The following is a 15070-nucleotide window of genomic DNA, read 5'->3' as shown; positions in this document are numbered from 1 at the left end:
GGCGGCGTCGGGGGCGGGCACCGCGGGTACCGTCACGGAGGGGGCCGGCGGCACCTCGGGATGTGTGCCGGGCGCGGGGAACCGCACGGTGTCGGCAGCCGCCGTCGCCGGAGAGACGGCTGCAGCGCCCAGGCGTTGCTCGGCCTCGGCGGCACCGGGCCGTGACTCCGGCTCCTTGGCGAGGAGTTCGGCGATCAGATCGGCCACCGGGCCCTGCGCGGCGAGGGGCGGGAGCGGGTCGACGCCGATCGCGTACACCGTCTCCATGGCGGTCTCGCGCCGGAACGGGCTGTACCCCTCGACGGCCTCGAAGAGGGTCGCGCCGAGCGACCACAGGTCGGAGGCGGGACCGGGGGTGCGGCCGCGGACCCGCTCGGGGGCGAGGTAGCCGACCGAGCCGACGATCTCGCCGGTCCTCGTGAGGGTGGAGGTGCCGGTGGACACGGCGATGCCGAAGTCGGTGAGCACCACCCGGCCGTCCGCGGCGAGCAGGACGTTGCCCGGTTTCACGTCGCGGTGCAGCACGCCCGCCGCATGGGCGGCGCTCAGCGCGGCCACCATCCGGTGGCCTATCCGGGCCGCCTCGGCCGGGGGCAGGGGCCCTTGTTCGGCCAGAACTTCCGCGAGGGTGCGGGAACGGACGTACTCCATGACGATGCACGGCAGGGCGGAGCCGGCGGCATGTGCCGGGTCGGTGGCGCCCGGTACGTCGTCGACGACGTCGTGTACGACGATGACGCCCGGGTGCGTGATCCGCGCTGCGCTGCGGGCCTCCCGGCGGGTGCGCTCGTAGAGCCGCTCGCGTTCTTCGTCGGAGAGGTGGGGCGGGACGTGCATGCGCTTCAACGCCACGTCCCGGCCGAGCAGTTCGTCCTCGGCGCGCCACACCGTCCCCATGCCGCCGCTGCCCAGCAGTTGGTGCAGCCGGTACCGCCCCGCGATCAGGCGATCGTGTTCCGCAGCCCGTGTGCCGCCGGGCTGTTGCGGAGTCCCTCCGGCCGGCATGGCACGACCTCCCGTTCCTGCGGCGGCCCTCGTGAGCCGTGCTCCGTCAAGATATCGGGCGGGCGGCGGCGCGGTGCAACAGGCCCGTGCCCGAGATCCTCGGGCCGTGCACCGGTCATGCCGGAGACGCACGGCCCCCACCGCAACGGAAGCCGAGAGGGGGCCGCGGTGACGGTCAGCCGGCTGCCGCGGTCACGCCGGGCCGATGCGGAAGACCGTGCCGTCGGAGGCGAGGACGTACAGTTCGCCGTCGGCGTCCTGGGCGAAGGACACCACCTGGCCGCCGTTCACGCCGAGGTCGTTCTCGCCGGTCACTTCGCCGTTGTCGATCTCCAGGGAGCGCAGCGTGCCGTCGCAGTAGTCGCTGTACACGTACTGTCCCACGAGGTCCCCGACGGCCTTCCCGCGGTAGACGTACCCGCCGGTGACCGAGCAGCCCGGGCCGGTGCGGTCGTACTCGTGTACCGGCGGGACGTGGTTCTCGGGCTCGCTGCCGCCGCCGAAGGGGTGATTGCCCTCCATCCGGGACCAGCCGTAGTTCTCCCCGCCCTTGCTGTCGGCGGGCGCCCAGTCGATCTCCTCCCAGTCGCTCTGGCCGACGTCGCCGATGAGCAGGTCGCCCGATCCGGCGTCGAAGGAGAACCGCCACGGGTTGCGCAGCCCGTACGACCAGATCTCGCCCCTGGCGTCCGGGTCGCCGGCGAAGGGGTTGTCCTCGGGGATCGCGTACGGCTCTGCTCCCTGCGGGTCGATGCGCAGCAGCTTGCCGAGCAGGGTGTCGAGTTTCTGACCGTTGCCCTCGGGATCGCCGCCTCCTCCTCCGTCGCCGAACGCGACGTAGAGGTGGCCGTCGGGGCCGAATGCGATGTCGCCGCCGTTGTGATTGGACTCGGGCTGTTCCTGGGTCAGGACGGTCCGCCTGGTGTCCTGCTGCACCGTCCCGTCCTGAACGGCGAACTCGTCGATCGTGCTGGTGCCGTCGAGGCCGGTGTAGGAGAGGTAGAGGTGTGCGAAGTCCTCGTCGAACGTGAGGCCGAGCAGGCCCCGTTCGCCGTCCGTCGTGGTCTCGTCCGAGATGTCGAGTACGGGGTCGCCGAGTCCGTCGTCCGCCAGGACCCGTACCGTGCCCGCGCGTTCGGCGATCCAGACCGTGGCTCCCGGCCCCGCGGCCCCGGCCGTCGGGTTCTCGGCACTGGCCACTTCCGTCAGGGCGATCTGCGCCGCGCCCCGACGGGTCGTGGGTTCGGCGGACGCCGTGGCGACGGCCAGGGATCCTGCGAGTATCAGCGCGCCGGTGATCGCCGACGCTCTGCTGCGAACTTTCACCAAGGCCTCCCGGAGGCGGTGAGTGGGGGGAGTTCACCCGGCTGCTCGGGGCGGGGTGGAGGGACGCCGCCCGAGCCGGCTCACAACTCGGGTGGGGGATTGGTCGTGCCGCCGGCCACCGAAGAGACTACGAGGGCGGGTGAGGCCCGGCCCAGACCAATACACGCCTCTCTCACGACCCTCCTCGCTCCCCCTTCTCAGGTCCCGCTTCTCCGAGCCGCGGTTCGCGAGCGGTGTCCGCCGCCCCGTCGGGCCTGCCGCCGATGGCGCTGCGGTAGCCGCCTGCCAGGAGCGCGCCGAGCATGGTGCCGCCGAGGGCGGTGCCGAGCCCGCGGGTGACGTCGTTGAGCGCGGAGAGGCGACGTTTTGCTCGGCGCGGGGCAGCGAGCTGGTGACGGCGTCGGTGGAGGGTGTCGTCGACAGACCCATGCCGGTTCCCATGTCGGGCATGCCGGCCAGGTGCCGCGGTCAGCGGGTGTCCGTCAGACCGCCCGTGACGGCGATGACCTCGCCGACGGTGAAGCTGGAGTCCGCGTCGGAGGCCAGGTACACGTAGGCGGGGGCCACCTCCTCCGGCTGGGCGACCCGGCCCATCGGGGAGGAGCTGCCGAGGTCGGTCAGGTAGTCGTCCGGGAAGCGCTGCCCGGCGAGGTTGAGCACCGTCCAAGTGGGCCCCGGGGAGACCACGTTCGCACGGACCCCCCGTTCGGCCAGGTGGGAGGCGATGGACTTGGTGAAGGTCACCACGGCCGCCTTGGACGCCGCGTAGTCCATCATCATGGCGCTGCCCTTGAGCCCCTCCTCGGAGGCCGTGGCGATGACGGCGTCGCCGTGGCTCAGGTGCGGCAACGACGCCATCACCAGGTGGAAGTAGGCGTAGACGTTGGTCTTGAAGACCCGGTCGAAGTCCTCCGCCGTCAGGTCCGACAGGCTGTTCTGGCTGTTGAGGTACGCGGCGTTGCTCACCAGCACGTTCAGTCCGCCGAGTTCGTCGACCGTACGCTCCACGACGGTCCGGCAGAACGACGGGTCGCACAGGTCCCCCGGCAGGAGCAGGCACCGGCGGCCCTCCTTCTCCACCGCCTCCCGGGCCTCCTCGGCGTCCTCCTGCTCCTCGGGCAGGTACACGACGGCGACGTCGGCGCCCTCCCGGGCGTAGAGGACGGCGACCGAGCGTCCGATGCCGGAGTCGCCGCCCGTGACGAGCGCGACCTTCCCCTCGAGTTTCCCCGAGCCCCTGTAGTGAGGGGCGAGGTAGCGGGGGCGCGTCCGCATGCGCGTCTCGACTCCCGGGCGCCGCTGGCGCTCGAAACGGTAGGGCGGAGCGAGCTCCGCCTCCTCCTGGGGCATCGCCGGGCGATCGAGCGGTCCGCGGCCCGACTCGTTGCTCTGCACTCCTGGCCTCCTGGTCTCCTCCGTCCGCCGCCCGTGTCCTGGAGCAGGCGGCACTCATCGACCGCGTGTCCCGACACCGGGCACTCAAACAAACCGGGCGGACCGGTCACCGGCCGGCGTCAGGTGCTCGCCCGGAGGGGCGGCCCCGCGGGGCCGGCGCACAGAGGGTTTTCGCAATCCAGATTGCCATGTACGGTTCTGCAACCGCGCTTGCACCGCGTCCGTCCTCACGGAAGGCACCCCCATGCCCACAGACACGCATCCCGAGCAGGGCCGCGGCTCCGAGGACGCCGACCGCCGGTGGCTCGGCGACGCCCTGCCCGACGTGGCGCTGTCCAAGGCGCAGGCCAGGGTCGTCGACGTCATCGTCCGCAACCCGCAGCTGGCCTCGTACGCGGAGATCGCCCAGATCGCGGAGCGGGCGGACGTGAACAGTTCGACGGTCGTCCGGGCGGCGCAGGCCCTGGGATACCGGGGCTGGCCCGACCTGCAGCGGGAGCTGCGGGCGCGCTACCTGGTGCAGATCTCCACCGAGGACACCCTCACCGAGCACGGTGAGCACCGCAGCCCCCTGCACGACGCCCTGACGCACGACGTCGAGAACCTCCGCCAGACCCTGGAGAGCAACTCCGCGGCCGAGGCCCGGGCGGCGATCGACGCGCTGGCCGGGGCCCGGTCCATTCTCGTGGTCGGTGTCGGTTCCTTCGCGGGGCCCGCCGGCGTCATGGCGCACCTCGGTTCGACGCTGGGCTATCCCGTCACGCTGGAGAACCGGGCCGGAGTGCACCTGGCCACGGCGGTGAACACCGTCGGCCCGGGCGACGTGCTCGTGGTCGTCAACATGTGGCGCTCCACGAAACAGGTCATCGCCGCCGCGGCGGCCGCCCGCGAGGCGGGCGCCACGGTGGTCGCGATCACCGACATGCGCCGCGGACGGCTGGCCACCTCGATCGCCGACCACCTGCTGATCGTGCCGTCGGAGGGCATCTCGTTCTTCCAGTCCGTCACCGCCGCGACCTCGGTGGTGTACGGGCTGCTGGCCGGCATGCAGGAGGCACAGCCGGAGCGCAGCCGCGCCGCGATCCGTCGCACCCAGCAGCTCTGGCGGGACCTGGACATCTATCTCGACTGAGGGCCGGGGGCCGGATGGGGGCAGGCGGGGCTCCGCCCCGCGCCTCGCTCTTCCTCTCCGTCCGCTGTCCCCGCGGCCGCCTTCTCCCCCTGTCCCTGCGCCTCCTTTCCCCTGCGTCTCAAGGAGTTTCGATGAGCAAGTGCACAGCCGTGGTCGGCCTCGGGTCGATGGGGGGTGCCATGGCGGCGGCCCTGCTCCGGGCGGGCCGGCAGGTCCGCGGGTTCGACCCTTCCCCGGACGCCCGGTCCGCCGCCCGCGAGGCGGGCGTGGAGACCGTCGACAGTGTCGGCCTGCTCGCCGGTACGCCCCATGTGGTGCTGTCGTGGCCGTCGGCCCGGGTGGTGGAGTCGACGCTGCCCGCCCTGCTCTCCCGGCCGGGCACGCTCGCCGTCGTCGACACGACGACCTCGGAGCCGGACACGTCGGCGGCCTGTGCCGCCCTGGCGGCGGAACAGGGCGTGTCCTTCATCGACGCGCCCGTCTCCGGAGGCCGTACCGGCGCGGAGGCCGGACGCCTGACCGCCTTCGTCGGCGGCACCGCGGACGCCCTCGCCGCGGCACGGCCCGTCCTGGACGACCTCACCGGCGGGCAGTACCGGCACTTCGGCGGTCCCGGCGCCGGCAACGTGGTCAAGCTCCTCAACAACGTGCTGGCCGCGGTCAATCTGGTCGCGGTCGGCGAGGCGCGGGCCCACGGTGTCGACCCGGCCGCGGCGGCCGCCGGCATCAGCGGTGCCTCGGGCGGCAGCAGGGCCTCCGCGAGCATGTATCCGGACTGGGTCCTCAGCGGCACCTACGACTCGGGCTTCGCCCTCGGGCTCATGGCTCGTGACGCCGCACTGGCCGTCGAGACCGCCGAGCGCCGCGGCGAGCGCCCGCGGCTCCTGGCCGCGGCCGGCGAGCGCTGGCAGGAGGCGCTGGCCGAGCTCGGCCCGGCCGCCGACTTCTCCGAAATAGCCCGCACCGTCGCACCGACCCTCACCTCCTAAGGACTGAAACGGCATGAGCAGCACGACATTTCCGACCGGCGCCGCGACGTCCGGCGCCGCCACGGCCCGCACGGTCCTGGCCGCCCACTTCCCGCAGGGGCTCGGCTCGTTCGTCGACGGGCGCGTGGTCGCCGGCCGCGGCGAGACCGTGACCCTGTCGTCCGCCGCCACGTCGGAGCAGGTGACCGACTACGCCGACGCCGGGCGGGAGGGCGCCGACGCGGTGCTGGCGAGCTCGGTGCGCGGAGCCGGGGTGTGGGCCGCCACCGACCCCTTCGAGCGGGCGGCGATCCTGCGGGAGGTCTCGCGCACCGTCGCCGCGCACGCAGAGGAGCTGGCGGCGCTGGAGTCCGCCACGACCGGCAAGCCGATCCGGGACACCCGCGGCGAGGCGGCGAAGGTCGCCGAGATGTTCGGCTACTACGCGGGCTGGGCCGACAAGCTGCTCGGCCACACGATTCCCGTCCCCGGCAACTGGCACACCTACACCGAGCGGGTCCCCTGGGGCGTCGTAGTCGCCGTCACCCCGTGGAACGCGCCGCTGTTCACCGGGGGCTGGAACTCCGCCGCACCGCTCGCCGCGGGCAACGCCGTCGTCGTCAAGCCCAGCGAGTTCACCCCCGCCTCCACGCTCCGGCTGGCCCAGCTGGCGCACGGGGCGGGGCTTCCCGACGGCGTCTTCAACGTCGCCACGGGCCTCGGCTCCACCGTCGGCGCCGCCCTCACCGGCGACTCCCGCGTGGGGAAGGTGTCCTTCGTCGGTTCCGTGGGGACCGGTCGCCGGGTGGCGGTCGCGGCGGCCGCGGCGGGGATCCCCACGGTCCTCGAACTCGGCGGGAAGAGCGCCAACATCGTGTTCGCCGACGCGGACCTGGACCGGGCGGCGGACGGCGCCGTGTCCGCCGTGTTCTCCGGGGCGGGGCAGTCCTGTGTGGCCGGGTCGCGGCTGCTGGTGGAGCGGGCGGTCCACGACGAGTTCGTGGCACGGGTGGCGGAGCGTGCGGGCCGCCTGCGGCTGGGCGACCCGCTGGACCCCGCGACCGAGATCGGCCCCATCATCACCGAGCCGCAGTTCTCGACCGTCACCTCGCTGATCGAGGCGGGGCTCGAGAGCGGTGCGCGGCGGGCGACGGCCGCGGCCCTGCCCGAGAGCGTCGCCGGCTCCCCGCTGGCCGCGGGCCGCTGGGTGGTGCCCACGGTGCTGGACGGGGTGAGCAGCGCCAACCCGCTGGAGACCACCGAGGTGTTCGGCCCGGTCGTCGGGGCCGACGCCTTCGACACCGAGGCCGAGGCCGTCGCGCGCGCCAACGCCACCGGCTTCGGGCTGGCGGGGGCGGTCTGGACGCAGGACGTCGCCCGCGCCCACCACGTGGCGCGTGCCGTCAGAAGTTGTTTTCGATCTCGGAGCGTCTGAGGTGTGACTGAGCGCGATAGCTGGCCCTTGATCGCGCCAGCTGGGCGCAGAGCGCGCGATGGCCCGCTTGACGTCGTCCTGAGTGATCTGACGAGGCGTAGGCCGGGAGTGGGCGACTTGGCACCTGGCCGCCCCGGGCCTCGTGGGGCTCGGCATGTCACGCCCACCCTGGACCGGACCAGGCCACCGAGGCCGCACTGGTCCTGCCGGTAGCCCTGAACTCTGTCGTTTGCCCGTCCTGATGTACGACTTCGCCTGGCCGGTGACTGGCGTGCAAGGGCCTCCCCCTCGCGCACCGTACGGGCTGGCCAGAGCACGGGGAACGACACGATGAGCCTGGACTCCGATGTGCAGGATGTCCTGGCTGCGGAAGCTGCCAGGCCGATCATGATGCAAGGTCATCCCGCACCCATCGCTCCGATTGCCGTCACCACGTCCGGCGGGTCGACATCTCGGCCGAGCGGAACCCCTGCTGCCCGCTGGTCTGGACAGCGACGGAATCGCCAGCCGGCTGATGTACTGCTCAGACCCCTCCTGCCGTGCCTTGACCGGACGTCCGACCCGCGGCTCTCCGCCGGTGGGTCACGATCGTTGTCCGAGGTGACCGGTTGACATATTTCGTACCGGTGTGAGGCTGGAGGAGGCAGGGTTGCGCCGCCGAGTCACGTAGAACTGGCAATGCTCATGGGGTCCAGTCACCCACCAGTTCGCGGCGGCGACAGATGAACTTAGTCCCTGGCCCGCAGGGGGACAGCTCCGGGACGCGAAGTGAGGCGATCGAATGGACCAGGTTCCAGAGGTGGCCGTGGTCGGGGCCGGCATCGTCGGACTCTGCACCGCCTACGCACTGGCTGAACGCGGAACGGCGGTGCGGGTCTACGAGAGCGGCGTTCCAGGCCACGGGCAATCCGGTGGCCAGTCCCGCATATTCCGCCACGCGCACGACGACGCCCGCCTGGTGGAATTCACCCGGGAGGCCCGCGCCGTTTGGGACGAGTGGGCCGACCGGTTGGGCGCCGAACTGGTCTCCCGGGACGGAGTGGTCGCACTGGGCAGTACCGTTCCTGGGAGACTGCGCATTCTGCAGGATGCCGGCATACCGGCCCGCACGGCGGACAGCGCCGAGCTTCACGCGCGCATGCCGCTGCTCGCCGACTACCGCGGTCCCGCGATGCTCGATGAGGGCGGCGGTGCCATCCGCACCCGTGCCGCGGTCGAGCGGCTGGCCGATGCGCTGGGTGACTCGCTGGTCACCGACGAAGTCATCTCGCTGTATCCGACGGGCCGCGGCACGGTGGAGGTGGTCAGTAGCGTCGGCCGCGAAGAGTACGCGACGGCCGTGGTGTGCGCGGGCGTTTGCACCGCGCGGCTGGCGCGCAACGTGGGGCTTTCGCTGCCGGTACAGCCGGCAGCCCACGTCCGTCTCACCTTCCAGGTCAGGGGAGCGCCCCCGGAACGGGTCGCCTGCCTGCAGGACAGCAGCGGCGACTTCGGCGAGGTCGGTGTCTACGCCGCCCCCTATCCGGGCAACAGCCGGTATGCGGTGGGCCTCAGCCAAACGGTCGAGGTGCGCGAGGACGGCAGCTTCGCGGACGCCGAAGCCTTGACGGCACTCAGTGACCGCGCCCGCGCGTACGTCTCCCGCGCATTGCCCGGCCTTGACCCCGAGCCCGTGGAGCGCCTCAACTGCTGGGTGACAAGCCTGCCGTGGAGTGAGGACGGCATGGCGGTCTGGGAAGCCGAGAGAATCTTCTTCGCCGCCGGGCACAACCTGTTCAAACAGGCACCTCGACTGGGACGGGCACTGGCCTGCGCGGCCATGGGCGGTGAACTCGAGGAGAACCTGCGGCCGGCGGCAGCACTTGGCCAGCCCCGCTGAAAGCCCCAGCAGTCGGCGCATTGTGCTCCGACGACGTTGGTAGCTACGTCGGTGATCGCGGTGCCATCCGATGCGCGATCGTGGTGCTGTTGGCGGTTAGCAGTCTTTGGCTACCGTTACATCCAGGAGGAGCCATGGCGGATCTGCGGACGGTCGTCCTTCCTTGCGGGGTTGCGGTCACGGTGCTCGGTCAGGGCACCTGGGGGATGGGGGAGGATGCCGGGCGCCGCGCGGCCGAGGTGTCGGCCCTGCGCGCCGGGCTGGACCTGGGGATGACCCTCGTCGACACCGCGGAGATGTACGGGGACGGCGCGGCGGAGGAAGTGGTTGCCGAGGCGGTGGCCGGACGGCGGGACGAGGTTTTCCTGGTCAGCAAGGTCCTCCCCTCCCATGCGGACGCCGGTGGAGTGGCCGAGGCATGCCGGGGGAGCCTGCGTCGTCTGCGCACGGACCGGATCGATCTGTACCTGCTGCACTGGCGTGGAGCCGTGCCGCTGGAGGAGACGGTCGAGGCGTTCGAGTCCCTGGTGCGGGAGGGTGCCATCCGCTCCTGGGGGGTGAGCAACCTGGATGTGGATGATCTCGCGGACCTGCCGCCCGGAGCCGGGCCGCAGACCGACCAGGTGCTGTACAACCTCAGCCGTCGAGGGCCTGAGTACAGTCTGCTGCCCAGGTGCCGTGAACTGTCGATCCCCGTCATGGCGTACTCGCCGGTCGAGCAGGGCCGTCTGCTCGGCCACACGGCGCTGCGGGACGTGGCAGCCGCCCACGGTGCGACGCCCGCGCAGATCGCCCTGGCCTGGGTCCTGCGGCACGAGGACGTCATCGCGATCCCGAAGGCGTCCTCCCGCGCGCACGTCGAGGAGAACAGAGCGGCTCTGGAGGTGGACCTGACCGCCGAGGACCTCGCGACCCTGGACCGGGCGTTCCCGCCGCCGGGGAGCAAACGGCCGCTGGAGATGCTGTGACACCCCTGCAGCGCGCCCGACCGGGCTCCGCCAGGAGCCGGGTGGTCCGACCTCACCGATGGCGGCAGAGGGCGTCGTACTGTTCCTGCAAAACGCGGGCATTTTCCACAACGCCCTGGACATCGCCGAGATCGTCCGCCAGGTGTTGGAGGAGGGCTGGACGATCGAGCCGAAGGATCTGACGCGCATCTGGCCCCGAACACCCACAGAACTTGGTCAAGTCAAGTTCGGGGTCGGCCCGGCCGTTAGAGCGGAGTCCAGAGAGTCGCCGCCTGGTCCACGAATCGGACGCGGGTCACCCGGGGACTGCGTTTGCACGTGAGGCGAAGCCAGGTGACGGTGGAGATAGCTCGAACACTTCCACGGCGGCTATCCGGCTTCGCCCCCGGAGAGGAGCACGCGATGAACGGCAAGGCACTGACGTTGTGCGGCCTGGTTGTGGGCGGCGGGGCAGCGGTGATGATCCGCCGGTGGAAGGGTGAGTCGAGCGGGGCCGCCAGCGGGCACAGCGATCGCTGGCGCACGGTGACGATCAACCGTCCCCCGAACGAAGTCTCTGCGAACGGACGGCTCCCCGAGCCCCCGAGGGCTACCAGGACGTCGACCAGCGCGACAACGGCTGGACCAAGGTCCTGCTCCACCCCGACTGCGGCTGAAGCGCTGGCCCATAACCCCGGAAACGACGTCAAGAAGGAGCTCGCACCATGACCAGCATCGAGAGCATCTCCCTTCAGGACGCTCGGCGGGTTATCGACGCGGGAGAGAAACGAGCGCAGGAGCTCGGGCAGCCGAGCAACATCGCCGTGGTCGACGCCGGCGGCAACCTCGTCGCCCATGCCCGCATGGACGACGCATGGCTCGGCAGCGTCGACATCTCCATCAACAAGGCCTTCACCGCCCGCGCCTTCGACATCAGCACCGCCGACCTCGCCGCGAACGCCGCTCCCGGGCAGCAGTTCTACGGCATCAGCGGCTCCAACCAGGGCCGCGTGATGATCTTCGCCGGCGGCCTGCCGCTCCACCGCAACGGACAGGTGGTGGGCGCCGTCGGGGTGAGCGGAGGGTCAGGGGACCAAGACCAGAGCGTCGCTCAGGCGGCTGCCGCAGGCTTGTAACCCCCGCGTATCCCGCCCGCCCGCGTCCCGCACCGCGCAGGAGAGCACAGGAGTCGTGCGAAAGCCGCGTAGGAGAGCAGAGGAGTCGTCATGACGGGCAAACGCGGGTGTGCCGCCACCTCGGCCGACGTTGATGATGATCTTCGTTTGTGGCATCCCGCTCCCCCACGACGGCCAGGTCCTGGGGCTCGGTAGGAGTGATGGGGGGCAGCGGCGAGCAAGATCAGACGGTCGCCGAGGCGGCCATAGCGGCGTTCTGATGATCGCGGCGACGCGAACCAAGGAAAAGGAAGAGGAGAGACCCAAGATGGCAACACAGGTCAGCAAAGCACTTCTGGTACGCCTCGAAGCACTGCCCGGCAGGGAGGACGACGTCCAGGACTTCTTGAACCAGGGGCTGTCGATCGTCGAGGGGGAACCCAAGACCGTCAGGTGGTTCGGAATCCAGTTCGGACCCTCGTCGTTCGGAATCTTCGACGCCTTTCCCGACGACGACGGACGCCAGGCGCATCTGTCGGGCGAGGTCGCGCAAGCGCTCGCTGAGAACACGGGTGAGCTCTTCGAGGAGCCCACGATCGAGCAGATCGATGTCCTCGTGGAGAAGCCGCCCGCCTAGAGCAGGTGCTGCCCGCGGGGCGGCGTGGTCAGCCGTAGCTGTCGCGGATAGTTGGTGGAGAGCCAGGGCTTGGTTGACGTTCTGGTGGGGCGGTGCCGGATGTGGGGAGTCCGACGAGGGCTTCAGGGTGGGGCGAAGGGCTGGGGGCCGTGCCACTGGAGGAGGACGGTGGTGGCGTCGTCGCAGAGGTGTCCGTGGTGGCTGTGGCGGATAGCGAGGATGACGCATGACGGCCGCCCCAGCGATGTGACGGAGGCCGTCCGATCGGCGACGGACGGTCCCCTTGCGGACAAGATCTCCGGGACCGGCTATGAAATCGAGGGTCGCTCGAAAGAGTTGAGCTGGGCGACGATGTGATTGACCAGCTTGTGGTTCGGCTGGACGGCGGCGTCCGAGGCGACGGTCCCCGTGATGAACCGGCGGAACTCGTTGAGCTTCTACGAGACGACAGCCCGCTCATATGCCTCCAGCCCGGTCAGCGCCGAGCCGGTAGCCGACCTCGCGAGTCCAGATCAGCGGCGGCCAGCGGCCTCGTCCTTCAACGCTCCGAGACCGGATCTGACCTGGTAGGCGGACAGGTCCCTCGCGCGGACGAACTGGCCGAAGCCCAGCCCGGTCCGGGCGGTCTTCGAGGAGCACGAAGCGGACGGTGTCACCGCGGCGTCTGGCCGCATCTCCCTTCCTGCCGTGGTTTGTCGTGGGCCGGGCAGGCCGGGTTCCCGGCGCGTCACCGGCCAAGCGAGACAACTCGCACCTTTTGACATGTCTTGTGAGGGTGGGACAGTGGGAGTGGTGAGGTCGTTCCGTGGGTGACGTGCCCACCAGACATGGGGACGGGCCAGGCCAACCAGGCTGATCGAGCAGGGCAAGGACCAAGGTCCTCCTCCCCGACGGCAGCTGAGCGGAGGGCACGGACCCGAACCGGTCCTCCGCCGATCACCGGAAGGAACAGCACCATGACCAACAAACTGCACGGCAGGAAGGTCGCCATCCTGGCCACCGACGGCGTGGAGCGCGTCGAGCTCGAAGAACCTCTCGGCGCACTGCTGGGCGCCGGAGCACAGGCCGAACTCCTCTCCCTCCACACCGGCGAAATCAACGCGCGCCAGATGGACATCAACCCGGCCGGAACCTTCACCGTGGACAAGAAGGTCGCCGACGCACGCGTGAGCGACTACGACGCGCTCCTGCTGCCCGGCGGCACCATGAACCCCGATCAACTGCGAACCGACCCCGACGCCGTCGCCTTCGTGAGGGAGTTCGTGGAGACCGGCAAACCCGTTGCCACCATCTGCCACGGACCCTGGACCCTGGCAGAGGCTGACGTGCTGCACGGTCGCCGCCTCACCTCCTGGCCCAGCATTCGTACTGACCTGCGCAACGCCGGCGCCGAGGTCGTCGACGAGGAGGTCGTGATCGACCGCCAGCTGATCTCCAGCCGCGGCCCGCAGGACCTCCCCGCCTTCTGCGCGGCGATCATCGAACACTTCGCCAACGCACCGCAACCCACCTGATCGGCAGAAGACGCGCTTGACCGGGCGCGTGGCACGCAGCGTTAGTGCGATGGCACGCAAGAGGGTGTGGCGCTGGCCTGCATACCTCGGGTGTAGCCCTACGTTTAGGAAAGCCGACGTCGCAAAGTCGCCCAAATGACCGCCGACACTCACTCGGCCGAGTCACCGTGAATCAGCAGAGGAGATCGTCATGGCAAGCAGCAACCGCGCTGTCACCTTTCAGAACCCGAAAGACATGCGCGTCGAGTCGCTCGACTTCCCGAAGCTTCAGATGCCGAACGGGAAGAAGGCCCCGCACGGAGTCATCCTCAGGATCGTCGCCACCAACATCTGCGGGAGCGACCTGCACATCTACCGCGGGTCCTTCCCCGTGCCCCAGGGCATGGTGATGGGGCACGAGATGACCGGGGAGGTCATCGAGGTCGGCCCCGACGTCGAGTTCCTCAGTGAGGGCGACCTCGTCTCCGTCCCGTTCAACGTCGCCTGCGGCCGATGCCGCAACTGCAGGGCGCGCCGGACCGAAGTCTGCGAGACCACGAACCCCAAGGTGTCCTGCGGAGCGTACGGCTTCAACCTGGGCGACTGGACCGGCGGCCAGGCCGAGTACCTGTTCGTCCCGTACGCCGACTTCCAGCTCCTGCGCTTCCCGGACAGGGACCAGGCCATGGCGAAGATCCGTGACCTGGCGCTGCTCTCGGACATCCTGCCCACCGCGTTCCACGGTCTCATGGAGGCCGGTGCCAAGCCGGGCTCGACCGTGTACATCGCCGGCGCCGGCCCGGTCGGCCGCTGCGGCGCAGCAGCGGCGCGGCTCCTCGGGGCGTCCTGCATCATCGTGGGCGACTACCACAAGGACCGCTTGGAGCTGGTGAAGAAGAACGGCTGCGAGACGATCGACCTGAGCCAGGACGCAGCGCTCACCGACCAGATCGAGGCCATCCTGGGCGAACCCATGGTCGACTGCGCAGTTGACTACGTCGGCACTGAGGCACACGGCATCGGGCGTGAGGCCGAGGACATGGACCCGGCCTACGCCCTCAACCAGGTGCTCGACGCCACCCGCGCGGGCGGGGCCACCGGAGTCATCGGCGTCTACGGCGCCGACCCGCTCGCGAAGTCGAAGGCCGAGCAGGAGGGAACGTACCCGCTCGACTTCGGCAAGGCCTGGATCAAATCGCCGCGGATCGCCGCCGGGCAGGCACCGATCATGCACTACAACCGCGAGCTGATGATGGCGATCCTGTGGGACCGCCTGCCCTACCTGAGTGCCATGCTCAACACGAAGGTGATCAGCCTCGACGACGCCCCCGACGCCTACGCGACCTTCGACACAGGAGTGTCCGAAAAGTTCATCATCGACCCCCACGGCCTCATTCCCGCCTGAGGCCCGCCCTCATCCGTCCCTGCGAACTCATAAGCGACGGCGTAGTGGGCAGTCCGTCACCCCCGACAACGCGACGGACTGCCCAGGTGCCCCAAGGGACGGTTAGTACACGCTGACGCCGTAGGCGCTCAGCGCATCAGCCATCGGTTGGAAGAAGGTCGTGCCGCCGCAGCGCAGTCGCCGACCGCGACAGGTGGGCGGGAGGTGTGGGCGGCGCTGTGCCTCGCGCCAGTGCAGGACTCCTGGGAGAAGACGTTGCCGGAGCGAGCGGCCGTTATCCGCCGAGCTGACTGGGGTCCATGCTTTCTTGGACAGCGCTTCATCGTCGGTCGT

12 protein-coding genes and 2 pseudogenes are annotated in these 15070 nt (G+C 70.5%); 9 read left to right on the top strand and 5 right to left on the bottom strand.

The features are described 5' to 3' along the window. The 4 genes and pseudogenes from HZS56_RS23740 to HZS56_RS23730 form a co-directional block, all read right to left on the bottom strand. On the bottom strand, nt 1–1005 hold a 1005-nt coding region (locus HZS56_RS23740), incomplete at its 3' end, for a serine/threonine-protein kinase (protein ID WP_216722793.1). A gap of 192 nt (nt 1006–1197) precedes the next feature. Beyond that, nucleotides 1198–2331 (bottom strand): PQQ-dependent sugar dehydrogenase, encoded by a 1134-nt coding sequence (locus HZS56_RS23735; RefSeq protein WP_216722792.1) that lies wholly within the window; start codon nt 2329–2331, stop codon nt 1198–1200. Nucleotides 2332–2554: 223 nt separating this feature from the next. Continuing rightward, a pseudogene (locus tag HZS56_RS38425) lies at nt 2555–2790 on the bottom strand (MFS transporter); the annotation flags it as partial. Nucleotides 2791–2799: 9 nt separating this feature from the next. Next, nucleotides 2800–3726 carry an SDR family oxidoreductase gene (locus HZS56_RS23730; protein ID WP_308408142.1) on the bottom strand — a complete coding sequence of 309 codons (927 nt, stop codon included), beginning with the start codon at nt 3724–3726 and terminating at the stop codon, nt 2800–2802. Nucleotides 3727–3970: 244 nt separating this feature from the next. Between HZS56_RS23730 and HZS56_RS23725 the strand changes: the two genes are divergently transcribed. The 7 genes from HZS56_RS23725 to HZS56_RS23695 all read left to right on the top strand — a co-directional run bounded on the left by HZS56_RS23725 (nt 3971) and on the right by HZS56_RS23695 (nt 11839). Next, nucleotides 3971–4858: a MurR/RpiR family transcriptional regulator gene (locus tag HZS56_RS23725; protein ID WP_216722791.1), complete on the top strand. Its 888-nt coding sequence runs from the start codon at nt 3971–3973 to the stop codon at nt 4856–4858. Nucleotides 4859–4989: 131 nt separating this feature from the next. Then, complete coding sequence (locus tag HZS56_RS23720) at nt 4990–5847, top strand: NAD(P)-dependent oxidoreductase (RefSeq protein ID WP_216722790.1); 858 nt, start codon at nt 4990–4992, stop codon at nt 5845–5847. A gap of 13 nt (nt 5848–5860) precedes the next feature. Continuing rightward, nucleotides 5861–7261, top strand: a complete 1401-nt coding sequence (locus tag HZS56_RS23715) for an aldehyde dehydrogenase family protein (RefSeq protein WP_216722789.1) — start codon at nt 5861–5863, stop codon at nt 7259–7261. Between the two features lie 781 nt (nt 7262–8042). Further along, nucleotides 8043–9140, top strand: a complete 1098-nt coding sequence (locus HZS56_RS23710) for an NAD(P)/FAD-dependent oxidoreductase (RefSeq protein WP_216722788.1) — start codon at nt 8043–8045, stop codon at nt 9138–9140. 134 nt (nt 9141–9274) lie between these two features. Beyond that, a complete protein-coding gene (locus tag HZS56_RS23705) occupies nt 9275–10108 on the top strand; it encodes an aldo/keto reductase (RefSeq protein ID WP_216722787.1) in 834 nt (277 codons plus the stop codon). Between the two features lie 704 nt (nt 10109–10812). Continuing rightward, entirely contained in the window at nt 10813–11223 is a 411-nt protein-coding gene (locus HZS56_RS23700) for a GlcG/HbpS family heme-binding protein (RefSeq protein WP_037766100.1), read from the top strand. A gap of 307 nt (nt 11224–11530) precedes the next feature. After that, nucleotides 11531–11839 (top strand): putative quinol monooxygenase, encoded by a 309-nt coding sequence (locus HZS56_RS23695; protein WP_007389165.1) that lies wholly within the window; start codon nt 11531–11533, stop codon nt 11837–11839. Between the two features lie 300 nt (nt 11840–12139). Here the strand turns inward: HZS56_RS23695 and HZS56_RS23690 are convergent. Further along, a pseudogene (locus tag HZS56_RS23690) lies at nt 12140–12577 on the bottom strand (hypothetical protein); the annotation flags it as partial. Nucleotides 12578–12795: 218 nt separating this feature from the next. On the opposite strand from HZS56_RS23690, the gene HZS56_RS23685 reads away from it, so the two are divergent. Both HZS56_RS23685 and HZS56_RS23680 read left to right on the top strand, forming a co-directional pair. Beyond that, nucleotides 12796–13353, top strand: coding sequence for a type 1 glutamine amidotransferase domain-containing protein (locus HZS56_RS23685; protein WP_216722786.1), 558 nt, complete (start codon nt 12796–12798; stop codon nt 13351–13353). A 190-nt stretch (nt 13354–13543) separates the two neighbouring features. Beyond that, on the top strand, nt 13544–14737 hold the full coding sequence (locus HZS56_RS23680) for an alcohol dehydrogenase catalytic domain-containing protein (protein WP_150193614.1): 1194 nt from the start codon (nt 13544–13546) through the stop codon (nt 14735–14737). The last annotated feature ends 333 nt before the right edge of the window (nt 14738–15070 follow it).

Origin of the sequence: Streptomyces mayonensis (genome assembly GCF_018982965.1) — a bacterium.
In the GTDB taxonomy this organism is placed as follows: Bacteria; Actinomycetota; Actinomycetes; order Streptomycetales; family Streptomycetaceae; genus Streptomyces; species Streptomyces mayonensis.
The sequence above is the reverse complement of the archived record's forward strand: the minus strand, read 5'-3'. Positions and strand labels throughout refer to the sequence as shown.

Coding starts and splice junctions, on each gene's coding strand:
- HZS56_RS23720 (WP_216722790.1), top strand. CDS start 4,990: ATGAGCAAGTGCACAGCCGTGGTCGGCCTCGGGTCGATGGGGGGTGCC.
- HZS56_RS23700 (WP_037766100.1), top strand. CDS start 10,813: ATGACCAGCATCGAGAGCATCTCCCTTCAGGACGCTCGGCGGGTTATC.
- HZS56_RS23710 (WP_216722788.1), top strand. CDS start 8,043: ATGGACCAGGTTCCAGAGGTGGCCGTGGTCGGGGCCGGCATCGTCGGA.
- HZS56_RS23680 (WP_150193614.1), top strand. CDS start 13,544: ATGGCAAGCAGCAACCGCGCTGTCACCTTTCAGAACCCGAAAGACATG.
- HZS56_RS23725 (WP_216722791.1), top strand. CDS start 3,971: ATGCCCACAGACACGCATCCCGAGCAGGGCCGCGGCTCCGAGGACGCC.
- HZS56_RS23715 (WP_216722789.1), top strand. CDS start 5,861: ATGAGCAGCACGACATTTCCGACCGGCGCCGCGACGTCCGGCGCCGCC.
- HZS56_RS23685 (WP_216722786.1), top strand. CDS start 12,796: ATGACCAACAAACTGCACGGCAGGAAGGTCGCCATCCTGGCCACCGAC.
- HZS56_RS23705 (WP_216722787.1), top strand. CDS start 9,275: ATGGCGGATCTGCGGACGGTCGTCCTTCCTTGCGGGGTTGCGGTCACG.
- HZS56_RS23695 (WP_007389165.1), top strand. CDS start 11,531: ATGGCAACACAGGTCAGCAAAGCACTTCTGGTACGCCTCGAAGCACTG.